22 protein-coding genes, 1 tRNA gene, 2 pseudogenes and 1 riboswitch are annotated in these 25,100 nt (G+C 52.1%); of the genes and pseudogenes, 14 read left to right on the forward strand and 11 right to left on the reverse strand.

The features are described 5' to 3' along the window. Positions 1-3 precede the first annotated feature (3 nt). On the reverse strand, positions 4-1,002 hold the full coding sequence (locus W02_RS08545) for a MoxR family ATPase (RefSeq protein WP_197742184.1): 999 nt from the start codon (positions 1,000-1,002) through the stop codon (positions 4-6). A gap of 132 nt (positions 1,003-1,134) precedes the next feature. After that, entirely contained in the window at positions 1,135-2,667 is a 1,533-nt protein-coding gene (locus W02_RS08550; RefSeq protein WP_370467979.1) for an arylsulfatase, read from the reverse strand. A gap of 83 nt (positions 2,668-2,750) precedes the next feature. Between W02_RS08550 and W02_RS08555 the strand changes: the two genes are divergently transcribed. The 4 genes from W02_RS08555 to W02_RS08570 all read left to right on the forward strand — a co-directional run bounded on the left by W02_RS08555 (position 2,751) and on the right by W02_RS08570 (position 8,857). Further along, complete coding sequence (locus W02_RS08555) at positions 2,751-3,014, forward strand: hypothetical protein (protein WP_173046723.1); 264 nt, start codon at positions 2,751-2,753, stop codon at positions 3,012-3,014. 745 nt (positions 3,015-3,759) lie between these two features. Continuing rightward, positions 3,760-4,677, forward strand: coding sequence for an NAD(P)/FAD-dependent oxidoreductase (locus W02_RS08560; RefSeq protein WP_173046725.1), 918 nt, complete (start codon positions 3,760-3,762; stop codon positions 4,675-4,677). A 590-nt stretch (positions 4,678-5,267) separates the two neighbouring features. Then, positions 5,268-6,791: an alkaline phosphatase PhoX gene (locus tag W02_RS08565; protein WP_173046727.1), complete on the forward strand. Its 1,524-nt coding sequence runs from the start codon at positions 5,268-5,270 to the stop codon at positions 6,789-6,791. A gap of 278 nt (positions 6,792-7,069) precedes the next feature. Continuing rightward, positions 7,070-8,857 (forward strand): bifunctional UDP-sugar hydrolase/5'-nucleotidase, encoded by a 1,788-nt coding sequence (locus tag W02_RS08570; protein ID WP_173046729.1) that lies wholly within the window; start codon positions 7,070-7,072, stop codon positions 8,855-8,857. 77 nt (positions 8,858-8,934) lie between these two features. Here the strand turns inward: W02_RS08570 and W02_RS22105 are convergent, their stop codons facing one another. Continuing rightward, positions 8,935-9,387 carry a surface-adhesin E family protein gene (locus W02_RS22105; RefSeq protein ID WP_370467968.1) on the reverse strand — a complete coding sequence of 151 codons (453 nt, stop codon included), beginning with the start codon at positions 9,385-9,387 and terminating at the stop codon, positions 8,935-8,937. A 611-nt stretch (positions 9,388-9,998) separates the two neighbouring features. Between W02_RS22105 and W02_RS08575 the strand changes: the two genes are divergently transcribed. Together W02_RS08575 and W02_RS08580 are read left to right on the forward strand one after the other, a co-directional pair. Further along, positions 9,999-11,114: a PstS family phosphate ABC transporter substrate-binding protein gene (locus W02_RS08575; protein WP_173046731.1), complete on the forward strand. Its 1,116-nt coding sequence runs from the start codon at positions 9,999-10,001 to the stop codon at positions 11,112-11,114. A gap of 259 nt (positions 11,115-11,373) precedes the next feature. Next, complete coding sequence (locus W02_RS08580) at positions 11,374-11,901, forward strand: hypothetical protein (RefSeq protein WP_173046733.1); 528 nt, start codon at positions 11,374-11,376, stop codon at positions 11,899-11,901. A gap of 168 nt (positions 11,902-12,069) precedes the next feature. Here the strand turns inward: W02_RS08580 and W02_RS08585 are convergent, their stop codons facing one another. Both W02_RS08585 and W02_RS08590 read right to left on the reverse strand, forming a co-directional pair. Next, complete coding sequence (locus W02_RS08585) at positions 12,070-12,276, reverse strand: sodium-dependent bicarbonate transport family permease (RefSeq protein ID WP_173046735.1); 207 nt, start codon at positions 12,274-12,276, stop codon at positions 12,070-12,072. Positions 12,277-12,346: 70 nt separating this feature from the next. Beyond that, complete coding sequence (locus tag W02_RS08590) at positions 12,347-13,792, reverse strand: porin (protein WP_173046737.1); 1,446 nt, start codon at positions 13,790-13,792, stop codon at positions 12,347-12,349. A gap of 450 nt (positions 13,793-14,242) precedes the next feature. Here W02_RS08590 and W02_RS08595 point away from each other — a divergent pair, with 450 nt between their 5' ends. Together W02_RS08595 and W02_RS08600 are read left to right on the forward strand one after the other, a co-directional pair. Beyond that, on the forward strand, positions 14,243-14,422 hold the full coding sequence (locus W02_RS08595) for a hypothetical protein (protein ID WP_173046739.1): 180 nt from the start codon (positions 14,243-14,245) through the stop codon (positions 14,420-14,422). 420 nt (positions 14,423-14,842) lie between these two features. Beyond that, positions 14,843-15,214 carry a response regulator gene (locus W02_RS08600; RefSeq protein ID WP_173046742.1) on the forward strand — a complete coding sequence of 124 codons (372 nt, stop codon included), beginning with the start codon at positions 14,843-14,845 and terminating at the stop codon, positions 15,212-15,214. 138 nt (positions 15,215-15,352) lie between these two features. Here the strand turns inward: W02_RS08600 and W02_RS08605 are convergent, their stop codons facing one another. After that, a complete protein-coding gene (locus W02_RS08605; RefSeq protein WP_173046744.1) occupies positions 15,353-15,511 on the reverse strand; it encodes a hypothetical protein in 159 nt (52 codons plus the stop codon). 111 nt (positions 15,512-15,622) lie between these two features. Continuing rightward, positions 15,623-15,698: riboswitch (Fluoride riboswitch) on the reverse strand. 954 nt (positions 15,699-16,652) lie between these two features. Here W02_RS08605 and W02_RS08610 point away from each other — a divergent pair. Then, positions 16,653-16,835 (forward strand): hypothetical protein, encoded by a 183-nt coding sequence (locus W02_RS08610; protein ID WP_173046746.1) that lies wholly within the window; start codon positions 16,653-16,655, stop codon positions 16,833-16,835. An 81-nt stretch (positions 16,836-16,916) separates the two neighbouring features. On the opposite strand, the gene W02_RS08615 is transcribed toward W02_RS08610, so the two are convergent. Both W02_RS08615 and W02_RS08620 read right to left on the reverse strand, forming a co-directional pair. Then, entirely contained in the window at positions 16,917-17,867 is a 951-nt protein-coding gene (locus W02_RS08615) for an endonuclease/exonuclease/phosphatase family protein (protein ID WP_173046748.1), read from the reverse strand. Between the two features lie 189 nt (positions 17,868-18,056). Next, positions 18,057-18,380 (reverse strand): annotated as a pseudogene (locus W02_RS08620) (VOC family protein); the annotation flags it as partial. Positions 18,381-18,651: 271 nt separating this feature from the next. Here W02_RS08620 and W02_RS22110 point away from each other — a divergent pair. From W02_RS22110 to W02_RS08640, 4 genes are all read left to right on the forward strand, one after another. Next, on the forward strand, positions 18,652-18,954 hold the full coding sequence (locus W02_RS22110; protein WP_173051410.1) for a tyrosine-type recombinase/integrase: 303 nt from the start codon (positions 18,652-18,654) through the stop codon (positions 18,952-18,954). A gap of 564 nt (positions 18,955-19,518) precedes the next feature. Then, the gene (locus W02_RS08630) at positions 19,519-20,862 is read left to right on the forward strand and encodes an AAA family ATPase (protein ID WP_173046750.1); all 1,344 of its coding nucleotides are present in this window, start codon (positions 19,519-19,521) and stop codon (positions 20,860-20,862) included. Then, positions 20,837-21,709: a DUF4435 domain-containing protein gene (locus W02_RS08635; protein ID WP_173046752.1), complete on the forward strand. Its 873-nt coding sequence runs from the start codon at positions 20,837-20,839 to the stop codon at positions 21,707-21,709. The genes W02_RS08630 and W02_RS08635 overlap by 26 nt, the downstream gene beginning before the upstream one ends. A 29-nt stretch (positions 21,710-21,738) precedes the next feature. Next, positions 21,739-22,044 carry a hypothetical protein gene (locus tag W02_RS08640; protein ID WP_173046754.1) on the forward strand — a complete coding sequence of 102 codons (306 nt, stop codon included), beginning with the start codon at positions 21,739-21,741 and terminating at the stop codon, positions 22,042-22,044. A gap of 159 nt (positions 22,045-22,203) precedes the next feature. Here W02_RS08640 and W02_RS08645 read toward each other — a convergent pair whose 3' ends face one another. Together W02_RS08645 and W02_RS08650 are read right to left on the reverse strand one after the other, a co-directional pair. Continuing rightward, a complete protein-coding gene (locus W02_RS08645; protein ID WP_173046756.1) occupies positions 22,204-22,689 on the reverse strand; it encodes a hypothetical protein in 486 nt (161 codons plus the stop codon). Positions 22,690-22,702: 13 nt separating this feature from the next. Then, positions 22,703-22,906, reverse strand: a complete 204-nt coding sequence (locus W02_RS08650; protein ID WP_173046758.1) for an AlpA family transcriptional regulator — start codon at positions 22,904-22,906, stop codon at positions 22,703-22,705. 1,185 nt (positions 22,907-24,091) lie between these two features. Here W02_RS08650 and W02_RS22115 point away from each other — a divergent pair. Continuing rightward, positions 24,092-24,682: pseudogene (locus W02_RS22115) on the forward strand (tyrosine-type recombinase/integrase); the annotation flags it as partial. A 121-nt stretch (positions 24,683-24,803) separates the two neighbouring features. Here the strand turns inward: W02_RS22115 and W02_RS08665 are convergent. Then, positions 24,804-24,879 (reverse strand) — tRNA-Lys (locus W02_RS08665). Positions 24,880-25,100: the final 221 nt, after the last annotated feature.

Genomic DNA, 25,100 nt, shown 5'->3' on the forward strand with positions numbered 1-25,100 from the left:
CCCTTACGCCGGAACCGCCACAGCTTCGACTAACTTCTCGACGACCTGATCAGGGCCAACGTGATCGGCATTCGCATCGTAGGACAATATCAAACGATGCCGCAGCACCGAGCGCACCATGGCCCGGACATCATCGGGCGTGACATGATCACGGCCCTCGAGCCAGGCATTCGTGCGCGCCGCCCGATCGAGATTAATTCCACCGCGCGGGCTCGATCCGACTTGCAGCCATTTCCCAAGTTGCTCGCCGTATTTGTCCGGATGACGAGTCGCGTTCACCAGGTCAATGATGTATCGCGCAATGGCATCGGACACGTGGATCCCGTTGATTTCGCGACGCGCGGCAAAGATCGTCTCCGCAGCAATTTTCCCGTCGTCAGGTTGCGGGCTCTGCGTAGCGGGTTGGCTGCCGGAACCGGCAGCCGCATCTTCACTCCGTACCAGCGCCAATACCCCGCGCTCGCTGTCGGGATCAGGGTAATCGATGAGCACCTTCATCATGAATCGATCGAGCTGTGCTTCGGGCAACGGGTATGTGCCCTCTTGTTCGATCGGGTTCTGCGTCGCGAGCACCATGAATAGCTCGGGCATCCTGTGTGTCGTGCCGGCTACGGTGATTTGCCGCTCTTCCATGGCTTCGAGCAATGCCGCCTGGACCTTGGCGGGTGCCCGGTTGATTTCGTCGGCAAGAATAATATTGCCGAAAATCGGGCCCTGTTGGAATCTGAACAGGTTCTTCCCCCCGTCTTGATGCAGCACCTCCGTGCCGGTGATGTCGGAAGGCAGAAGATCCGGCGTGAACTGGATTCGGCTCATCGTCACATCAAGGTTTTTTGCCAGGCTCTTGACGGCCCGTGTCTTGGCAAGACCAGGCAGACTTTCGAGCAGGAGATGACCGTTGGACAGCAACGCCACCAGAATCTGACGGATCACATCCCGCTGGCCGATGATTGACACGTCCATTCTCCGCTGAAGATCGGCAATTGCCTCCCGAGGCGTCATAATCTCCTTGTAAGGCTCGTGCCCAAAGTTGGAACAGGCTCAACCTAGATCAATATCGCATCTCGCAAACATGAAATGAGGCGCCACGAAATCCCCGGCAGGTTGCCTCCAGGGATTCATGGCAGCGGTGAATTATTCCAACCCTCGTTTTCTAAAACTCTCATCGATCTTCTTGTCCACACGCTTGCGAATCTGGTCGATGCTGAAGCTCGCAGGGCGCTGGCTCGGCGGATATTCAACGAAGGTTTCGAGGAACCCAGCAGCCTTGATTTGTGCCTGTGCAACCATATACCCGTTCTTCGTCATCCAATCGTAGTACTGATCGGATACGATGTCCGCACGCTCATAAGGATCCATTCTGAGATTAAAGATTTTCGAGACGCGCAGGGGAACGAACGGGTTGGACCAGACCTCGAAGCCGCCCGGCTTCCGCTGCTCTTCAAAGACAAACTTCCAATCTTTATACCGAAAGGCCACGAGGTCGCCATCATCGTTAAAGTACACGAACTCATTGCGCGCGCTCTTTTTCGATTTGCCTGTTAGAAACTCCAACTGGTCGTAACCATCGAGGTGAACCTTATAGCGTTTCCCGCCGCCTTCCACTCCCCTCAGGAGCCGCTCCTTGATGGTGGTATCACCGGCGGCGGCAAGCAGTGTAGGAAACCAGTCGAGCCCGGAGAACAGTTCGTTGGAAACATCTCCGGCCTTGATGTGACCCGGCCAGCGCACCATGGCCGGCACACGGAACGCACCTTCCCAATTGGTATCCTTCTCTGAACGGAACGGCGTGGTCGCCGCATCGGGCCAGGACCATTGGTTGGGGCCATTGTCGGTGGTGAATACGACGATCGTGTGATCCGAGATCTTCATTTCGTCCAACGTCTTCAACAATTTTCCGACGTTGTTGTCCATCTCGATCATGCCATCGGCATACTCATTGCCGAGCATCCCGCTTTGTCCTTTCATCGATTCGCGGACATGGGTGAACACGTGCATCCGGGTAAAGTTCATCCACGCAAAAAATGGTTTGCCATTCTTGACTTCTTTCTTCATGAACTCGATGGCCGCATTCGTCGTTTCATCATCGATCGTTTCCATCCTTCTGCGAGTCAACGCACCGGTATCTTCGACTTTCCCGTCCGCAAAGCTGTGGAGCACTCCGCGAGGTGTGTAGGCTTTCAAGAACTGTGAATCATCCTTGGGCCAATAGGGGCGCTCCGGCTCCTCTTCGGCATTGAGGTGATAGAGATTCCCAAAGAACTCATCGAACCCGTGTTTGGTCGGGAGATACTCGTCCTTGTCGCCGAGGTGGTTTTTCCCGAACTGGCCGGTGGCGTAGCCGTGAAATTTCAGGGCCTGGGCAATCGTGATGTCGCCATCCTGTATGCCTACCGGTGCGCCTGGAATGCCCACCTTGCACAACCCCGTCCGCAGGCACGATTGCCCTGTGACAAACGTCGAACGTCCGGCCGTGCAGCTATTCTCCCCGTAGTAGTCCGTGAACATCAGACCTTCTTTGGCCAGCCGATCCAGATGAGGCGTCTTGTGACCCATGAGTCCAAACGAGTATGCGCTGATGTTCGTCTGGCCGACATCGTCACCGAAAATCACCAAGATGTTCGGTTTGTCTTGGGCGCCAATGGCCGGGGAAGCGAGGCACACCATGAGACATGCGATTGCAAACCAGCGCACCGAGAAATGCATATTCATAAATCCTCCTCACACGTCTGCCCATTTCAGAAGACACGATGAGACAGATTCTAAGAAAATCCATCTCTAGACAACTGGCAAAACTACCAGGTACGTCGCTCGACCGGAAAAACATAGGTCCACAGGATAAGACAAGAAACACGCTGAACAGTCGGCCGGTCGTGCCATTTCAACGGACGAAGGACTGGCTCCTGATCACCCGGACCATCATGCCGGTCATCGCACAGCCGAATACGTTTGCAAACACGGGAGGTGTCGTCCCCACGACCCAAGATGCGGGGGAGTGCTCGGCTGGACTGTAGGACCGATTCTCGCGTTTCCCACCGCAAACAATCAGGCGTTGAGAACGGAAAAGTGCAACGCCGGACCGGCGGCCCTTCTTTTGGTTCAGCCGCATCCTTGGACAGTGGGTGTCGCCAACCACATGTGGTCGTACGCCGGCTCATCCACTCGCGGAAGTGTCAGCCAGATGCTGCTGCAATATTTTGTCAATTTACACCGCCGAAAGCGTGGTTCTTGACGATGGCTCCAATCATTACCGCGAGCTGGGAAGAAGGCACCGGCAACAAATGGATCGTGCGGTGAGGGGAAGGTGTTTAAGATTGGCGATCAGGCGATGAACGGATCCGTCCAATCCTGCGACAATACGGTCAGACCGGATTCCATTCCCGCAACAGGTAGGCAACTTCGCATTCAGATAGGATTCTTGTTCCTCGGTGACAGTTGCCATATAGGATCCGCTCACAGACAGCACCCCGAGAACGATGGTTCGCCTTCCACCCTTCTCCCCTATGTCCCCACGTATTAGGCTGTCGTGCGGGCGCAGATAGTGTGTCTCGGACAAGCCTTTAAGCGAGCAGTGAACAAGGCAGGACTTGCACAGACCCCCACCCCAAACATTCGACTCATCGCGCACGCGATCGAACGAATTTCGATGCAGTCCCAAGTTTCGAACCTCCGATACCTTTTTGTCACGCTCCAAAATGACTATACTAGGACCTTTCGCGTACCCATCACACCTCGCACCACTCCAGAAGGAATCGAACCATGTACGACGTCATCATTATCGGCGGAAGCTACGCGGGCCTCGCAGCGGCACTCCAGTTGGTGCGAGCGCGTAGACACGTGCTCATCGTCGATGCGGGCCAGCGGCGGAATCGCTTCGCGCACCACTCACACGGGTTTCTTGGACAGGATGGACAACCGCCGGAGGCCATTGCGGCCAAGGGACGGTCCGAGGTCCTCGCCTACCCCACCGTTACTTGGCGGGAGGCGCTCGCAACCGAGACCCGCTCCGCTTCAGACGGGTTTGTCGTGCGTGCAGGCTCCGACGAGCATCATGGTAAACGTCTCATTCTTGCAACCGGCGTCGTCGATGAGCTTCCTGCTATTCCCGGGCTGGCCGAGCGGTGGGGCAAGCAAATCTTCTACTGCCCATACTGCGATGGTTACGAATTTGGGATGGGGCGCCTCGGCGTGTTGGCGACGAGCGCGGCATCGACGCGTTTCGCCCTCCTGATTTCCGAGTGGGCGGGAGCCGGAAAAACCACGTTTTTCCTCAATGGCGCCATCGAGCCCGAGGTGGAGCAGGTCGCCGCGCTGGCATCGCGCAACATCGCAGTCGAGCGGGAGAACGTCGTCGCGGTCGCCGGCGAGGATCCTGCTTTGGAGCTGCGTCTCGGCAATGGGCGTTCCAGCACGCTAGACGGGCTGTTTCTCCTCCCTTCCACGCGGCTCAACAGTCCCTTCGCAGAGCAGCTTGGATGCGAGGTGGAGATGGGGCAGCATGGTCCCCTCTACAGGACCGACGAGACGAAGGAGACGACCGTTGCGGGCGTATTCGCATGCGGCGATGCCGCGCTGACGATGCCGTCGGTGGCGTTCGCGGTCGCGGATGGCGTGCGAGCGGGAAAATTCGCTCACCAGTCGCTTGTCTTTGGATCAGCGAAAAAGGAGAAGACGTAATGCTCGATAATGAATGGTGAGCCGTCTGGAGCCAGAGGAAACCACAAAAGTAGAAGTTCGCACCATGGGGTGTGATGGGCTTGAGTTGTACTGTCTGGTAGCAGCGAGGTAGCAGAAAAGGAAGAATTCTAAATTTGCTCAAGACGATGCTTCCTGGTGCGCTGGATTTTGATCCTCAACACCGATCCCCTCCAGGGTTACCCATTCCGGTACCGTTCGTATCTCTTTCACTTCCCAGCTCGGGTGATCCTGAAGTCCCCAGTTCGCTGCCGCGATTTCCGCTTCCAATCCCCTTTTGTGCACCTTCGTTAGATTCCCTCCCTGATGCCACCCGACGCCGGAGTTCGCTCACCGCGTTAGAACTTTGACTGACCTGACTGATCCCATTGATGAGGACGTTGAGGAGGCTCAGGGAGACGGACTCGTGAAACGTAACCTTTCGGTAAGTGCGAGCAGAAAGTCTTGTAACACACTCGTGTCAACATTCTCCGTTAGAGCCCTACCAGGCGTGTGGTCCCGCAATGCTCACATAAAACAGTTGGGTCTCTACTCGCATCGACGAGAGAGTCATTTGCATAAAGGAATCGCTGATGAACAAGGTCAACCAATCCGCTTTGAATTGGCACCAGGGGATGATGAAGGTCGGGCTGGTGACGGCATTGCTCGCAAGATCAGCGCTGCCAGTCTCTGCTGCCGACGATTTCGGAGCTGACGTCGTGGAGAAGCAGTTGCGAAATCGCTCTATGCAATGGTTTGGAATTGAGGAGCCATTGGACGCCTCGGCTCCTCCTACATCAGGACCTTATCGCACGCCGGCGCAAGGTGCAGGAAAACAGGTGCTTCTCGCGGAAGGGCTTCGAGCCGAATACGTGACCCGCATGGTGGGCGATGCAGCTGACCAGTTTGCTTTCTGGCCGAGCGATGAGAATCCAACCCATCTTATCTTCTGCATTGAAGGTAGCAGACAAGACCTCGGGACATTGCTCCCAGGCGGCTTCGTACAAAAGTTTAATCCGGGCGTTCAGCGTGTTCGTATACGGGATGGAGAAGTGGATACTATCGTTCGTGGAACCGATGCCTGTGATGGGATCCGGCGAACTGCCTGGGGAACCATTCTGTTCACCGAAGAACGCACTGACGGTGGCGCCTATGAGATTCTCAATCCCTTGCAAGTGACCAACCATACGATTACTGATCGGACGTTGGGCAACATCGTTGATCAGAATGGCCTTCCTTCCGTTTCAATTGTACAACGCACGGCGTTGCCGACAATAGCATGGGAAGGAATCGCCGTGCTGCCCTCTGGAGTCATCCTCGCAGGCGACGAGTTGCGGCCAGGCACCGGTACGCCGGACGCCGACGGCGGAGCCATCTTTAAATTCATTCCCGCTGTACCACGTACGTCCTCCGGCCCAATCTCGAATCTCAATGAGTCGCCGCTTGCAACCGGAAATGTATATGCATTGCGCATGAGCTGTATAACCGGCGTGCAATATGGACAGGGATGTGAAATCGGAACTGGTGCATGGATTGCGGTCGGAACGCCCACGGCGCGTGCCGACGCAGACAAGCTCGGAGCCACCGGATACTATCGTCCCGAAGATCTTGAACTCGATGAGGAGTACAGCGGCGAAGGAGTTCGATTCTGCTGGACCAATACCGGTGACGCGAGCATCGCGAATTACGGAGAAGTTCTCTGTGGGATCGACCGAACGCCTCTCGTCGCTGATTCCAACCGACAGACCGTCACGGCCAATCGGTTTGTAGAAGGGGATGCGGACTTCAATCAGCCGGATAACTTTGCGTTTCAGCCCAAGACGCACAATCACTATGTTATCGAGGACAACCCGAACGGCGATATTTTTGCCTGTTTGCCGGATGGCGCCGATCGGGATATCAAGACCGATGGTTGCGTGAAAATCCTCTCAGTCAGAGATTCATCGGCGGAGCCGACGGGGTTTAAGTTTTCGTCTGATGGCAAGACGGCATATGTGTCGATTCAGCATAGCAACGATATGAATATGCCTAAGGTCGATGACTATGGAACGGATGACATCCTCAAAATTACCGGATTCAAGACGAATACACGATCTGACCGGGGTAGTTCGAAGTAATCGTCGTGGGCAGGCGCTTCGTTTCGCTGCGTGTATCATAAGGAGTGCGTCCACCACACATCATGGATCTTTTGGTGTGAAACCGACCACCTCAATGGTGTCTGATGCTTTGAATTAGGAGATACCTATGGGTTGTTTTCATGGATTCGCTCGCGTCAGTTAACGCTCGCATGGTCTCATTTCGTATGCTCATCACGTTGAGCATTGAGCAACTTCTCAATGGCGATTCCAACTGTTGATTTGCTTGTTGAATCTCTTGGAGACAAATCGAGGGTCTGATGCGGGTACAATGGCTGATCATCGCCTTTCTCCCTTTCCTCAATTTCGCCGGCGATATTCGCATCGTCACCGACGGAACCGTTGATGGTAGTCAACGCGACACCATTTCGATTCGGGAAGCGGCTACAGTACCAGTTGTCTGGCGAGGCGTTAAGGAGCAAGGTCACATTGAATCCGAACTGATCAAAATCCTCGCCATTAACGATTTTCACGGGCAATTATCAGCGGGCCACCGGATTGAAAACCGGCCCGTCGGCGGAGCTGCCATTCTTGCCGCATATCTGAGACAAGCTCAAAATGACCCATCCGATTCTCGGCTGCCTGAGAAGACCCTCATTGCACATGCCGGGGACCATGTTGGTGCATCACCGCCCGAATCATCTTTCTTTCAGGACGAACCCTCCATCGCCTTCTTGAATTCACTTGCGAATTCATATTGCAGTCATGGGAACAGGTTGCATCCCAAATGCAACATCGTGGGGACAGTTGGGAATCATGAGTTCGACGAAGGAGAAACTGAAATGCTTCGCTTAATTGAGGGAGGCAATCACTCCTCAGGTCCCTACATCGATAACCCCTACCGTGGCACACGATTTCCCTATATTTCGGCCAATGTGGTCGATAGGGTGTCAGGAGAACCTATCTTACCGCCGTTCGTTGTCAAAGAAGTTGGCGCGATAAAGCTGGCGTTTATTGGTGCTGTCCTTAAGGAAACGCCGACAGTTGTGATGCCAGCCGGTATCAGTCACCTAAGGTTTCTCGATGAAATCGAAAGCATCAATCGCTATGTCCGCTACCTCCGAGAGAGCCGCGATATTCGGACGTTTGTCGTATTAATCCACCAAGGCGGACGTCAAACCGCCTATGAAGGGCCAACTCAACCTGGCGTTATCCTAACAGGACAGGAGATCATGAAGATTATTGAAGGTCTGGACGATGACGTTGATGTCGTCGTATCCGGCCATAGTCACAATTTCACAAACACGCTTGTAAAGAATTCCCATGGTAAAGACATTCTCGTTATACAAGCTTTTGCATCCGGAACAGCCTATGCGGATATCCAATTGCAAATCGACCGCAGCACTGGTGATGTGGTGGAAAAGGTCGGCGCCATTGTCACCGCTTATGCAGACAGAGGGCCGGGCCTCGTGCCAGATCCAGAAGTCAAGCAACTGGTTTCTTTGGCTGAACAGAAAGTTGCTCCGCTCACGATGCGCTTCATCGGCGAAGCGCAAACTGAGATCTTGCGGATAGAGAACGAGGCGGGAGAGTCCGATCTGGGCAATCTCGTCGCCGATGCGCAGCGGGCGGCAATGAAGACTGACTTTGCTTTCATGAATCCAGGTGGTCTCCGCGCTGACCTCCCGAAAGGTGCCATCTCTTTCCGGGACCTGTTCCTGGTCCAACCGTTCTCAAATACCCTTCTACGCATGACTCTCAGTGGACAGGACATTTATGACCTGTTGAATCAACAGTGGGTGGGGCAATCGCGGCCTCGCATGCTGAAAGTCTCGGGGCTCACGTACAGTTGGGATAATCGGCGACTTCCCGGAGAGAAGGTTGTGGATGTGCGGGGGCAAGATGGTTTGCCATTGGATAGAGCGAAGACGTATTCGATAACCGTCAATGATTACCTAGCCGCCGGCGGAGACAGGTTTTCAGTGTTCATCAAGGGAAGGGATCGTGTCGGAGGTCCAGTGGACATTGAAGCTCTCGTTTCCTATGTGAAACTGCTTCCTCAGCCATTCGAGTGTCCGTCCAACAATAGGATTCTACGTCTTCGCTAATCGGCACCCCGATCTCGTACGCATTGATGATGCCGAATTGATTCAATTTGATGTTCTCGGCGCCCTGAACGACTCATTTACGAGTGTGGAGGTTCTTTAATGCCTTCATTGCAATACGTTGCCAGGGCCATTGATGCAAGTGTATTCGGAATCACCCGTACCCACTGTTGATTATCCGATGTAGTCGAGACTACCCTGCCGCTTCCCATGTTTCCAGAGAAGTGAGTGATTTCCAGCACGCGGGTTAGCTTCCCCTCGCAATCAAACTCGTTGTGCAGCTTCACTGACAAATATGGCTTCCCTCCGACCGTTTGGGTACGCTGGAAATCAAGGAGTTGCCAAACAGTTACATGGCCCTTGATGCGGAGGACCGTTTCAGGATCAGAATAGACAGTCGTATGATCCGTACCCGTGCTCACCGCCTTCCATTCTCCGTGAGCAGGTGTCGTCGGAAGGAGAGCCACTCCCACGAGCATCCCAAGTATTAAAGACCGAGGCAGAAATATATATACGCCTTCCGCAGAAAGCATCACATAATCCGTGATTGGTTTCGTTTCTAAAACCAACCGACAAGCATCCTCTATACCAATGACTAATTGTGAGAGTTTATCGCCAATTCAGCTGAATACTCGGCGCTGTTTAGGCAGGTAAGGAGCGAAATCGCTCTTGGCGCTCCTCCATTAATCGCACAGGACCATTTTGCCATGAAAAATTTTACACACTTTCTGTAACAGGGAGGTTACTAACTCGCAACTCTTTCCCGATACCCCTGGTCCGATACTTTTGCCCTCACTCAAATTGATGTTCGTCTGTCAAAAGAGAATGGAGTTTCAACGTCGCCAGCAATGTCCAGCATCGAATGTTTAGAAACCGATTTCATTGTGGAGGCTTTCTTGTCACGTTGGATGGATATAATCAGCCGATGCGATTGCGCTAAGAGCCTTAGAAGAGCATCGATCGGAATTCAGAGCGGGCCGCACGCATAACCCCGTGTTGTCAGAATTCTACGATCAGACCATTTCAATAGAATCTCGGCGAAGTTAACAATTTGTTAACACCGTCGTTATGGAAGTGAAATCGGCAGTCTCTATATCTTGGGAAGGAAGTAGAGAAGCGCGTACCTCAATGAAGGGAGCCACTCATGCTCTGGGATCTGGGAAGAGCCATGCACAAGCATAGAGAATATCGTACAGGGCTCATGACAGTCGGCGTGTGCCTACTAGCCTTTGGATCCGTGAGCCATGCAGAACATGAAAAGGCGAATTACGGAGGGGCCTTCGTCGATCCCAGCCTGTCTAGTTACTCAGCAGAAAGCACAGTATCCGGTCGTATGACGATCGCCGGATCGGACACCATGCAACCGGTCCTGTCCAAACTCGCAATGGAGTTCAGACGGCGTCATCCTGACATCAAGTTGGCCATTCAGGGTTCTCGAGATTCCAAGCTCACACCTGAGCAGGTCTTTATCACGGGTATTTCCACGATGCGTCGTGGGGACGGCGATACGGCTGGACATTTCGGAGCGTACGACGTGCAAATTCTTGCCTCATCCAGGCCCTTGATGGAGAAGGAATTGAGCGGATTCAAAGACAGATATGGCTATACCCCGCTTGCTATCCCGATCGCTCAAGACGCGCTTGCCGTCTACGTCAACCAGAACAATCCGACCGAACGGCTTACCCTTGCTCAGATCGACGCGATGTTTTCAGGCACACGCAAGCGAGGCTTGCCTGAGATGACAGAGTGGGGGCAACTCGGCCTCGATGGAAACTGGGAGCATGCACCCATTCAGCTTTTCGGGCGTGACCAACGATCTACCGGGACGTTACCATTCTTCAAGCACGCGGTCTTGTTGGATGGAGAATTTACGCGCTCGGTCATTCCGCAGCCTGGTTCGGCATCGATCGTCATCGCAGTTGGAAAATCAGATTACGCAATCGGGTACAGCGGCATCGGCTTTCAGACGACGGCCGTCAAGCCTGTTGCTGTGGCGGAAGGGGTTGACAAACCCTACATTTTCCCCACCGCCGAGACGGTGATGAGCGGCGAGTATCCCTTGAGCCGTCCACTCTATCTGTATGTGAACAAGAATCCTTCCAAGGTATGGGATCCTAAGGCTCTCGAGTTCTTGCGATTCATCAATAGCCGTGAAGGACAAGAGACCGTCTCACGAACCGGCGTCTATCCACTTTCGTCGTCGCAGCTAGCGTCAAATCAGACTGTCTTGCAGAACGAAGCACTTCGCGCGTCCCGTTAGGAGAATATTGAGATTCATGAGGGAGACATCCGAAGCGACCGTTCCAGGTGCCTTTCCTTCTCTCCCCTTTTCCACTAGACCCTGAGCACCCCAAGGGTGATCGATGCATCGATCTATACGACAAACCGCTTCCATCTTGGGATTTGCGCTTTCTGCCTGTGCGTCAACTCCATCCAGCATCGTCATTTACGAAAGCCCTGTGGCCTCGGTATCGATACACGCAGATTCTAGAGCAGGCTCGGGACATGACCATCCTTTTATGATTTCCCCGGAGACCCTCTCAACCGTGCTGAGAGGCGTCCAAGTATTGGATCGAGACACTTTGACAGGGCTTGGATTCTTCGAGTCTAAAACCGGCAACCCCGCCTTTCTGCAAGCTGAGATCTCCGTCCTGGCGCCATCTCTCTCTCAAGCGCTAGGCAAAGCGTCTCCAAAGGATATGGCTACTTTTTATACGGTGGTGCTCGACGTGAACCGTAAAAGAGCGGTGACGTCCGGCGGCATTTTCATCGACAACCAACGCCGGCTTCATTTGACCTTAGCCAATTGTCGGTCAACCCCGAGTGGCGGACAGGACTACACCAGCGCCATGGAGTTGGATACGAGGGACGAGCCGTTGCTTCCGGTCTCTCAACACCGGTTTCGGACTGCTTTTCAGCCAGATGAAGCATGGATAAAGAGCTCACAACTAGAGAAGCGGCCAAGCTTCCCCGCATATGAGACTGCGTATGGAGACCCTGCGAAGACCATCGTTATCGACCTCAACCGGATCCCCCCCCCGGCTTAACCTCACAGGTGCGGTTTTAACAGTTTGGAGACCTTGCTCCTTAGACATTGTCTCTTTTAGTGCATTCGTTCCCCGTCTGAACACGAACCTACAGATCTACTCTACTGCTACAAAATTTTATCAACACCTACGTTTCGAGTCATTTCTTACTCCCAGTGTGCTTGGAATTCATATGTTGTAACCTGGGATGCTCACAGTGTTAGCCAAAGATTGCCGCTCATCTTGAAGAAACGCAGACCTCGTGAATTTCCGTCCCCCCTTCAAGCCGATGGCCGTCAGCGGATAGAGGATCAATCCTCCATAAACCGCATCGGATACGTTGAGTTCTGAACGGACCAGTCGGGCGAGTACGCCCAACACAAAAAATAACGGCATGGGCGTAACCGAGTTGGCCTGATCGCTTGAAGTGCATCCATAATGTTCCTCTCGGTTAGATAACACGCCGTCAGTTCCAGAACCAGATCAACTGAAGTCGGATCAGATTTCCGTACGCATCAAACTGTTGCCCGGGAACAGTGGCGCTCCCCGGAGTGGTCGTGAACACGTTCCGCCGATCGGTGAACGAATAGGCAGTGGTGATTTCCCACTGCGGATCAGGCATCCAGGCAATGCCAAGTTCGGTCTCTTGCATATTGTCGCTGGGCGCGCCGGCTTGAAACTTCAATCCACCGTTATAGGCTTGATATCTCACATAGAAGTTCGCGAGCCCTGTATCGTTGTATTGCCAGGTGTAGTGCCCCTGGACGTATCCGCCGTAGAGACTCTGTTCTCTTATAACTCCTCTGCTATCCCGTTCCGGCCCTCGTCCGACGACATATTCGGCAATGAAACCCCAAGGCTGGGGCGGAAAATACAAAAAGAAGTTGAGGCGTTCGTCGAGGTACTTTCCTGATTGGTGCCCAGCATCGAAGTTCGACCATAAAGTGGTTCCAGCGGCCGGGGTACCCCGGTTGACAGTAAATTGCCCACGATAGGCGTTCATCCCCACCTCGAAGAGTCTTCCGCCTGGTAATTCGAACGGATACGCGAAACGAACGCCGACATGCTTGTCCTTGTTCGTTTCTTGCGCGTTCAATCCCTGGCCGTTGTACACGGAGACATTGAACATACCCCAGTCACCCGCGCCATACAGATAGTCGATCATGTGTTTCCAGCGCTGTTGTGCAAACTTGGGAGTCCATTGAAACGAAATTCCTAAATCACGCTCGCTTTGTGCGCCGGAGTTGGTCGCATCTGCGCGGTCGATCGCCATGCGCTGGCGGCTGGCCTGCCAATTGTCCCAGGAAGCCGGCACACGTTGAAGCCCCACGCGAAAGCGATACTCCTTGTCCTTATCGAAGTACCATTCGCCCCATGCATCGCGCATGCTAAGTACGTGCGTATTGCCGCTCACATTGCTCGCGAGGTCGGGTTGAAAGAAAATCCCGACATGCTCAGACATTTGTCCGGTGACGACCCATCGAATCCGGCGGTAGAAGAAGCCGGGCTGAGCGCCGTTTGACGTATCACCCACCGACGCATCGTGATACGTCCGGACCTGACCATTCGGGTTTCCAAGCTGGTTGTAGCGAAACTGCCCGTATCCATAATGCCGCAGGCGCTCATACCAACGAGGGCTGGAGGTAAACTCGGCCATCGTCGCTGTTTCAGACATTCTACGTTCGTGTTCAGCTTTGAGCCGTATGTAGTCGTCCTGTGAGATCAGCCCTCTTTCGAGCATGAGTTCCTCAAGAGACGTGGCCTCGCTGGTTGTAGGTTTCGGCGCTTCCGGTTCCTTAAACGGCCCTGGTGGTTTCGGACTGGCTACACCCGGAATGCTTTGCGGGTAAGACGTTCCGGGAATGACCAACACCAAGTACGTGCAACACATCATCAATCGAATCCACGTCATCGTCGGTCTCCTCCAGGCTGATAGAATAGTGTGTGTTTCCTGTTACGTGGATGTATACGATTGCGATCACAGCGCAATTGCCGAACTGTTACGCAGTGGTTAATAAACTGAGGCGGACTGATTAAGCGTGTGACCAACGCACCGCAGGAAAGACCGCTGGGCAGATGGGGACCATTCAAAAGTTAACGCGGACGTAACGTGGATGTGATCGAATGGGCCTATTGCTTCCGTACGCTGATGCGGATCATGAGATTCGTATCGAAACACGGAAGACACCGTATGCGGTTGCCAATGCCTCGCTCCCTAACGAGAGTCATCCATTGCAACTGGACTCATCCCTGCTAGGGTTGATGAGCGGCGGGTTCGCTCAGTCCAGGCAACCCAACATCGTTGGCACCTCTAATTCGTTTTCATATCCAAGGATTGTTCACATGGTTTAGAAAGCTGACCATGCTGTTTCCGAAATTCAGGCGGTCCTACCTCAGACAGCAGTGGGAAGGCGAGCGGCGATCAACCAGCAACTGGCGGCGCGTGGGGGGGGACAATTCTGGGGCGGAGTTGAAAATGCTCGCCCGGTTCAATAATCAGCTTGTGGCAGAGGAAGCACGCGCTATTGGACCGGCTGTTTAATACGGCTACGCTCGGGTCGAATGCGGCCGTACGGACAGCGTCGAACACCATGCAGACGGGCGCTACGGTCGCGGGCATCCAGGCACAGTCCGGGTAAGCGCCTGGGCAGGCCGGGATGTCTTTGGTCGCTTGCAAGTGGAGTGAATCAGTACGCGCAATACACGTTGTTCACACTTAATGCGAATTTGGTTCGGCCTAGGTGCTGAGTTATCTCGTTTCCTCACTCCGAATGGCGCACCTAAGTGAGCGAATCTACATCGCGATCTTTTCCCACTCCTTCGGGCTGGCGTATTCTCCACCTAACCGGGCTTGAAATGCGTTTTTCCTCCATGGCCTGCGTGTTCTCCATTATGCTCATCAGGAGCATGCGAAAGAAAGGCATTAGATGTCAGATTGCTCAAATAGCGGATAAAGGCTCATATGACCAAGATTCTCGTCATAGACGATGATGCCCACGATCGGGATCTCCTAGCTACCGTCTTAGCGGAAAGAGGATATGAAGTTATCATGGCAGACAATGGTGGGACGGGTTTGACGTTATGCCACCGGCGAACTCCTGATGCTGTGGTGTTGGACCTCCACATGCCAGGAATAGACGGTCGCAGCCTACTGCGGCAATTGCGGACACTACACCCCACCCTGCCGGTCGTAGTTTGTAGTGGACACAACGCAGGAGAGGTTGAGCTGGAAATGCTGAACCAGGGAGCCACCGCCTTTATTCAGAAGGCATTTTCACTGCATCAGCTGGGATTGGCATTGCAGGAGATCCTGCCCTCCCCTACTCAAGACTGAACTTCTCTGTCGGCTGACGTCAAAATCCAGCGGACGATTGATCAGCGTAGTTGTCTCGTGAACGTATACCTCGCGTTTTCTGTTCGTCTACATATCCAAATTTACTTCGTACCAGTTCTTTTTCCAACGCGAGTGGCCTCATTCACACAAAATGACTGCGCCGCGGAATTCATGCCCAAAGCTGACTCCGAAAAATACCATCCCGAAGGCGATCAGAATTCCTCCCAACACCAGGGCCAAGATGGTCGTTCGAATATCCATGGCCTCCCCCTTCCCGAGAACAGCGGCACTGCTCATTGCTTCCCACCTGGAAGGAGCGGTGGGCATGTTCTCGACTCGCAAAATGAATAATGAGAGGTAGGAGGGGCTAGAAGAGGTTTGGCCCAACAAAAAACTCCTACCAGAGCGTATCCGGTAGGAGTTATCAGTCCCGAATCGAAAGAGATAAGGACGGTTCTTGGTGAACTCCATCACCAGTCGAATGGTATCAACTTAAACTTAGCTCATTGAGGCTGTCAAGTCTGTAACCGCCTGTGATCGTATGTAGTCTCACTGGTTTACATGTCCGCAATCCTCGCAGGCTCATTTCGCGAGTTGTCGATTGCCGGCGTGGATGTACACAATGGGACTCGATGTCCACACAGTGCGCCATGACGTATTCAACGAGATTCACTCCTCGGCGCGGCGTATCAGATCCGCGAGAAAGGGCTCGTGCGAATCGACGGCGTGAACAAGTGTTCGAAGTGTCTTGGCCAGCACGAGAGTTTGACGACCCGTGCCACATCCTGCATCAACGATTACTTTGAATGTCTGTCTGGCAAGTGTACGGAGAACATGCTCGGTATGAACATTGTCACCCGGTCCGAGCTTTTCTAGGCCATTAAACAGTAACGCGATTGGATCGACGACCATGGAAGTGATTTTAGCAAGCAGGGATCAACATTTTAGGTCCGGCATTTGACGGATTCAAGAACCATGACTACGTAAGAGGTCCTCGCTTCCCCTTGACTCGACGTTTTCCCACGAGTAGCGCTATACGGCATAGTGAACTTTATCACCTTGGCGGCCCCGGTGGGCATGATCACCTGCCGGTTCCGTACTGCAAACCGGGGGACATCTCAATTTGTAGGCAATACGTCCTATTGCATAGCATGCCAGATGGTAGCGACAAAGAAGCTCAAGATGATCAATAGTGCGATTGTCAGGGTTAGAGGATACCAATTGATCCTCATGAAAGTCCTTCATCTCAACACATGTTGAGCCAAACCCTGCATAATTATCGCTCCACTGGTCCAGCGCATCGCTCCACAATTGACCATGTCTGCGATTCGGTACCGTGGCCATTATAGCCTCGTCTGTATTCGACACGAGTCGTGGTCGCAGAAACTGGCTGGAGGGTCAGGTCGAATAAGACAGTGTTAGAGGCGACGGCAAAGACGTGACCGAACTTCGTTGCCGGATCGACGTGAAATTGGATGAGTGGCTGACCAAAGGACCATTTCGTATGTTCCAGTTTGTCGACCAGGCATGCAGCGAAGATATTCACGGGTATCTCATAAGTGGCTGCCTGCCGAACCTCTGTCTGCTGAATTTCAGTAAGAGTCTCAACGCAGCCAACTAACAATACGAGAAGAGTGATGCTTAACAAGACAGGACGTGAAGTTCGCTTGAGAACGGCGGCCCGACGTTCGCTCAAATTGCCTCAGGCAAATATGGCTGTGACCGGGGCGTGATCCGGCAATACACCTCCAACATTTGGATCGCTGCCAGCTAAGTTCGGTGTATCGGCATTATCGATCCGCATGGTCGGTACTCTCCGCAATCCGTTCACGCGTGGCAGTAACCCTTGACTGACCAGGATATGATCCAAAAGTTCATTCTGGCCATTATGGCGACGGGACCAGCGAGCAGCTTCAGGAATAAACTTCGTGACATTAAATAGCCGCTGCTTGTCCTGCGCATCTTCCCGTTGAAACGCCCCGCTCACCTGGGTAGCGTCCTCTGGTCCTCGCGGCTGACTGCCAGGCGGACCATACAAGAGTTCGGTGGTTGCCGCCTCCGAACCATCATTAAGATCCCCAAGCAGGATGACGTTACGATTGGTCTTCAGTAAGTCAGTAACGAAGTCTCGAAGTGTCGTAGCTTCTGCGGCTCGCCGCTCCAAGGCAAAGAAGGCGGTGCGTGCTCGCAATGTTTCATCCTTGGTCGAAAAATTGCCGCCGAAGGTCAGGAGTTTCGATTTCAGATGTGCTGCAATGACATCGATGTTTTTACCGCCGTATGACACGGTGATATGGAAGGCAGGCCGGGAAAATTTCGGCAATACCTCTACTGTGCCGTTTGCGGCAAAATCTCGAACTTGCACTCCAGGCGCAAGCATCCACTGGTCAATCGCTTCAGGTTCCTGTGCCAGCGCGTTTCGAGTTAGAAATGCGACTCTATTTCCGCGGCCGTCAGGTTGTGCTGCGACGTAAGAGAAACCGATGCCAGCCGCTAGTTCCTTGACAGCCTCAAGGTCCAACACTTCCTGTAGAGCAATGACATCCGAGTTCAATGCTTTAAGTGCATGCACTAAATAGGTGAGCTTATCAGCATAAACAGGATCGGCTTTTCGGTAGTTTTGAATGTTCCAAGTCGTGATGGTAAACGCCATAGACTGCTCCTTGTGAGAATTATGTAGTACCGGCAACTCATATTATGTCTGAGGTAGCAGCCACACAATAGAGCTGAACGGTGCAAATACATGCCATTGAACTGAATGGTCTCTCACAGATCTCCTGACGGCCTATATTCGAACCTGACTTCACGATCGTAGGAGGTGTTAACTGCGACGGTGACCGCTTCAGAAGAGTTCCTCGGCCAGGGCGACGATGCTGCCCTCAGGGCCTCGCATGTAGCAGAGTTTGTACAAATCCTTGTATTGGGCCACCTCGCCGACGAGTTCTGCGCCGTGGGCGCGCGGGCGAGCGACAGTGTCGTCAACGTTTTCGACTGTAAACATTGCGCTCCGCAGGCCCAACGTGTTCGGCGGTGCGATCGCCGGTTTGATCTCGACCAGTTTTGGATTGCGAAACTTCGTCAGCTCAAGCCGCCCGTGCCCATCCGGGGTCCGCATCATAACGATAGCAACTTGGACACGTTGGAGTCCATTGATGCGGTCTATCCATGGGCGAGTTGGAAGCCATTAAGATCCTAAATGATCGGGTCACACCTGAAGTATTAAAAGAACTTTGGCGAGTGGTTGTAGCTGAGCTTAATACCGGGTTACGGAGGGGAAACTCCTGGTTATCGATCGATCCTGGATTCGTGAAGAGGCTGATGGATGGTGGTTTGTATTACCACCAAACCGTATCCCTCTCAATCCCTCAGCGCTATCGGCACTGCGTGATCCCCAATCCTCCATTGTAGACGGCCGGGTCTTTCGGAGGTAAGACGATATCCGAGCCTTCAGGAAATATTGGGCTCGAGTCTGCAAATTGGCCAAGATTCAGGATTTGCATTTTCACGACCTACGACACACCTTCACCACCCGCCTACAAAGCTTGGGAGTCGACTACGAGGTCAGACAGACCTTGCTTGGGCATCGGATGCCCGGGATGACGGCCACCTACTCCCATGGAGGTCCGGAGTGGGATGCGAAGCTCGCCAAGCCGTCAGTTCACTACATCAGGCATTCAAAATGGTCGATGGTTTGGTCTACGAACGCTCGTCCATCGCGGTGGGTGATCGTAACCACTTGAAAAGTGGTGAGCCGCCTGGGACTCGAACCCAGGGCCCTCGCCTTAAAAGGGCTAATCAGGTTGTTGGGACTGAATGTGATGAAGAACCACAGAGTGAGAGAATCATTAGATCAGGACTGATGTTTCCTGCTATAGGATGGTGATGGAAAATGATCTACGCGGATTGGTGATCGTGACCAAAACCGTGACTCAACCGTGACCAGAACCGTGACCGCTATGGGGGTGCACGTTTCGGCAGGTATACCGTATCAATGAGGTCTCCCAGCTCAAGCAAGATGCACCTACCGCCCCACTTTCCTGAATCCACCCATCTGACCGTGTCCGGCCCATGCCGTCGTGAATGGGTACGGGAGACGCGACTAGGCCGCGGTGTAGATCGAACACCTTGGTAAACGGATAGAGTCAATAATGACATTGGCCTCCCCTGGTCCCGCTTGAAGTGGATCTTCGGCGTCAGAGGGAGAAGAACTGGGGATCGGGTCTAGACAGGCGTCATACTTTCAATGATTGAACACTTAGTCTAAACTATGCATTATCGAACCTTCCTCTTGAATCGGAGCACCTATGTCACCGCAGTATGACCTTTTCAATCCATCGGCAATAAAGAGAATAGTTGTAGAAAAATTGTTCGGTGTTTTTTCATATACTATTCCGGCACCAGACTCGGATTGCTCACAACTCCTAATCATATATGGCGACAACGGCTCAGGGAAAACAACCATACTCAAGTTGGTGTTTCATCTTTTATCCCCTGAAAGCAATAAAGGGCATAGATCATTTGTCGCTAAGACGCCTTTCAAAAGCCTCCATATCGAACTTGAAAATGGCTTTGCTGTGTCCGCCAGCAGAGAAGATACCCTGATAGGCGAATATGAACTCAGAATCGCACAAGGCGAAACAATCTTGGCCCAGTGTAAGTGCATTACGAAAGAAGATTTTGCCGTAGTCGCACATTGTGAAGGTTTAAACAGAGTTGAGGAGCAACTAGCAAGGCTTGAGCTAACCGTGCATTTTCTTGCAGATGATAGGAGGATGGCTCGCAGCGTCCAGGTCCCCAGAGAAACCAAAACAGTGTATGAAAGACGCTACCGAGTCCCAGGGGTTATAGGCGCTAAAGACGAGGATTCCGATGAGTCCAGACTTGATGCAAATCTTAAGACTGCAGTTTACAGAGTTACCCAATGGATAAGACAGCAGGTGCTCAGAGGTTCCTCCAAAGGCCAGGAGGATTCAAATACAATATATGCCCATGTCATCAGACAAATAATCGCAAAAAAAGATTCCTCAGAATTGCATTCAGGCTCTATTGTTGAGACCATCGACACACTTGCTTCACGAAACAATCTATTTTCAGAATTCGGATTTATTGCCCCAATAAATATTCAATCCTTTAAGGAACCACTGATGAGCGCCCCAAGCACTAACTATCATCTAGTGAGCAGGATACTGCAACCTTACTTTGATGGAATCAGGGCGCGATTGGATGCCCTAGATGGTATCTACCAACTTGTGAAGCTGTTTGTGACTAATGTTAATTCGTTCTACACCAACAAGCAGATCGCGTTTAGTTTACAGGAGGGTTTATCCATAATTTCAGCCGACGACTCAAAATTGCACTTTACAATGCTCTCATCAGGCGAAAAACAACTTTTGTTACTTTTCTGCAATACGCTCTTAGCAAGAGACAAGTCAGCCGTTTTCATTATTGACGAACCTGAGTTGTCTCTAAATGTGAAATGGCAGCGGCGCCTGTTAAAAGCACTGCTAGAATGCATCCAGGGAAGTAACATACAGTTTCTTCTTGCTACTCATTCGCTAGAGATTCTGGCTTTACACAGAAAAAACGTTGCGAAGTTGATATCCGATCCACTGGAGCAATTTGATGAGTTACGATCGGCGAACCCTTGAGGAGATTATTGCAAGATATGAGTTGGAGCCCACTCTCCGCGATATATATGTAGAAGGGGAGTTTGATGCATTTCTTATCAGATGGGTTCTCCATGAAGTAGGCATTCGGGATTCTTTTGTTTATGAAATCGCAACCGTAGAAGTCCCTTCATCTCTCCTAAGCGATCTCGGTGTAGATAATAATAATAGGGGACGCGTTGTAGCATTGGCACACAGGATAGCGCACCATCTTGGAAGCCAGAACAGACAAGTTACTCTTGTTATCGACAAGGACTTTGACTCCCTGCTTGGAAAGTCCCACAACACAGATTTGTTATTGGTAACCGATTATTCATCCATGGAGATGTATTTTTTCAATCAATGGCACATTCAGAAGTTTCTGACGTTAGTCCTGCAGGAAGGATCATTGGATGTGCCCATTCTTCTTTCTCATATAACTAGCATTCTCGAATATCTCTTCTTATTAAGGTTCGCAAATTACGTAAGGAGGCTAAACTTACAATGGATGTCTTTCGAGCGCTGTTGTACGTATGAAACAGGAGGAAGCGAAATACACTTCGATCAAGAGGATTTCATCACAAGATATCTAAACAAGAATAGCGCATCAGCCAATAAAAACGACATATTACAGACAATCGAGGAATACAAGTCTCGGCTAAGCTCAGATGCTCGGTTGAATGCTCATGGGCATGACTATTATGCTCTTATGGAATGGATATCAAAACAGCTAAAGCCTCGCTGTTTCAATAATACGCAGTCTTTTGAAAGGGCTTTCACGGGATGCTTGGAGGTAGGCCGGGTCAAAAATGAACCTCTGTTCCAGAAGTTGCTCCAGCGGCAAACTTAAGCTGCCATTAAAGTAGAACAAGATAGAGCATGTTTACAAAGGGTATGAAAAAACTGGGAGGACGAAAAAGAGGGATCCCCAATAAATTGACCAGCAACTTTCGCGACGCAATCTTATTGGCTTATCAAGACATCGGAGGTCATAGAGCATTTGCAGAATGGGCCACAGAGAACAAGACCGATTTTTACAAAATCGCCGCGCGGTTGATTCCAGGCGAGATCAGAAATTCCAGCGATAACGAAATCCGGGTCATTATTGCTCGAACCGTTGAAGAGCCGAATCAAATTGGAACAATTCAAGGAGAGCAGAGGTATTTAGAGAATGACTCCCTCTGATTCATCGAGGGATGTCACAGACTATTACCTTCTCTCATCCCTTCCTTTCACTCATACCAGCCTTTCACTATTACCAACACTCTTGCTGAATCTTTCTCTTCTTCCGCTTCTCTCGCTTCTTCCATTCTCTCTCTTTCTCCTTCTCCAAGTGTTTTGACCTCATTTGTATTTGAAATCGCGTTCTTGTATGGGGAACCCTTTGATGATTTCACCGTCGTGTAAAGGACGCAACACTCTCCCGACCCGTGAGTGATAGAGCGAGGGATGAAGGGGACCGCGGTTGTCCCGATCAACTATGACAACATCGACAAAAAGGCGTTTGCCGATAAAGATTTCTGGCGTCAACCGTTTCTCTCGATCTGGAAGCCTCCCGTCATTAGCCGAGACCCAATCCTTGTAATATCCGGAATGTGACCCGGCATATATTTGTCCTCCCTTATCACGTTTGATTGGGTGATAACCTTCTAGCCTTCGAGCTGTCTGGCAGTCTGGTGATAGGAACACGTCCCACTCAATAACGATTTTTTCTCCCCAATCAGTATAAGGTTTGACCGACCATCCCTTTGCGCACGCCACGTAGATTCCGCTGGGTAACAACGGAAGTGGCGATGCTGGACCTCTGATATTTTCATTATCGTTTGCCATGATGTCATTCCTCTCACATGCGGCTTTGCTTTTGGGGGTCCGCAGCACGGTAGCCGCCTTCGAGGATGCGTAAAACAGCCGATTCAGGAACGCGCACCGCTCGGATAGACGGTCGAACCGTGTCGATTCGCCGCTCCAAGATCATCCGCCGAATGGTCGCTTCTTTAAGCCCTAGCCGCTCCGCCGTCTGTGCCACCGTCAGCAACTTACCGATCATAGTCATCTCCTTTGCTACGATTAATTGGACTTGCTTATTACTTGTTGCGTAATGTATATATGTTTGCGTAATTTCTGTCAAACCGCAAACAGCAGTGATAGCGAATAAACATGGGAGGGGCGCATATGCCGCAACGTCGGTTTAGCTCTCAGTCCTTCGGGCCTATTAACAAGACCGGTGAGGTTCCACCGACCTTATCTCCAACAGATGAACGTGCGCTAATCCGAATCGGCTATGACAGGGGTCCCGCCGAAGAGCTTGGTTGGTTCATTCGATTAGCCAGCACTGATTGGGATAGGGCAAGTGAGGGAGATCTCTTGAATCTCCGTGAGGAGTTTCTCGCGTTGCAGAAGGTCCGGTTGCGGGTTGTCACGGAACTGCCCGGCATGGATGTGATTCAAGCTGTACAGCCCCTTGTTCGTAGGCATCTCACAGATCTGGCCGACAAGGGAGCGACCGCTTTGCCTCAGATCCCAGTCACTCAATTTATTGAATATCCCCGTGTCGCACACAAGCTTTGGGCAGGTGAGACTCATGCATCGTCGGCGCCGTTACCAAAAAATATTCCCGATTGCATATCGCTCTATCATGCGCCACAAGGAATTGGGCTAATCGTCGTAATGGGTCATCTTCTGGCAACAGTAAGACATCTCATCACTCGCTGTCCTCACTGCACGAAAATATTCCTGCAATCGCGCCGCAATCAAGAATACTGCAGTCGCTCTTGTCAGAATATTGCTGTGGTCAGACGTCACAGAGCTGCTGAGAAAGAGGCAAAAAGCAGAGGGATCAGAGCGAAGAAACAACGAGGAGGCCAACATGGCAAGAAAAGACGGTAAGGACAGAGGCATCCTGCAGCGAAAGGGCCGTGAGGGTTGGTGGGTGCGCTTCTATGTCGATGGGAGAGAGAAGTGGCAACGTTGCGATACAAAAAGCCAAGCAAAAGCCTTATATGGGCGGCGGAAAGCAGAGCAACGGGAGGGAAGATATTTTGAACGTCCGCAAGCCATGCCTTTTCGGGAGTTGGCAGGTGAATACATAAAGGCAGTTGACGCTCGCCGTAAGAGAAAGGGCGATGACCTGTCGCGAATCAGTCGCTGGATATTAGCATTCGGAGACCAGGACGCCAGTACGATCACGATCCGACAGATTGAAAGGGTCCTAACTGAACTTCATGAAGCCGGGATGCAGCCAGCCACTCAACAGCGCCACTTAACTGTCCTGAAGGCTGCTTTCAATAGAGCAAGGAGGCTTGGGCTGGTAAAGGAGAATCCCGCATGTCTCGTAAGGCCTCCAAAGGTCAACAATGTCCTTGTTCGATATTTGACACACGAGCAAGAGACAACGCTTCTTGCATACTTGCCCAAGAAATATCGACCATTGATCGTTATGGCCTTGAATACGGGATTGCGGCAGGGCGAGCTGTTACGTCTCACATGGGCCGACATTGATTGGAATGTTGGCGTGTTGACCATTCATGAAACCAAAGCTGGAGAACGTCGTCGAGCCCCGATGAACTCTACCGTGGTAGGCCTTCTCAGCGATTTAAAGCCCGCTTCCAAAGAGGATGGCCCTGTTAAGCATGTATTCCCATTTGATGCACGGTACGTCCGACGCGTCTTCGAGGATGCTGTTAAGGCAGCGGGACTCACTCCTTTCAGGTTTCACGATTTGAGGCACACATTTGCCTCACGGCTTGCGATGCAGGGAGCGAATGATCGAACCCTCATGGCTCTTGGAGGATGGAAATCTCCCGCCATGCTCAGTCGGTACGCACACCTTTCCCCTACCCACCTTTGGAAGGCTGTAGAAGGCCTAACTCAGGTTGGAACCGTGACCAAAACCGTGACCGAGGAATTAGCCACGGAGGTAGAGACTCAGAAGTTATTGAAAGAAGTGGTGAGCCGCCTGGGACTCGAACCCAGGGCCCTCGCCTTAAAAGGGCGATGCTCTACCGTCTGAGCTAGCGGCTCACGCTTGAGAGAATGTGAAGGATTCGGCGGAGTCGGACACAGTAACGGTTTCGGGCTGGCGTGTCAATTGGTCGATTGTGCCCGTAATTGTGCCCATTTCTTTCGAAAAGCACCCGGACAACCGGCTCGCGGCAGCTTTCAAGTCAGCCTCATTGACGATATTGTACCTGGTCAAATACGGTCCTGTTTCAGCTTCACCTATTAGCAGGAGAGACAGTGAT

The organism is Nitrospira sp. KM1, assembly GCF_011405515.1.
Lineage (GTDB): Bacteria > Nitrospirota > Nitrospiria > Nitrospirales > Nitrospiraceae > Nitrospira_C.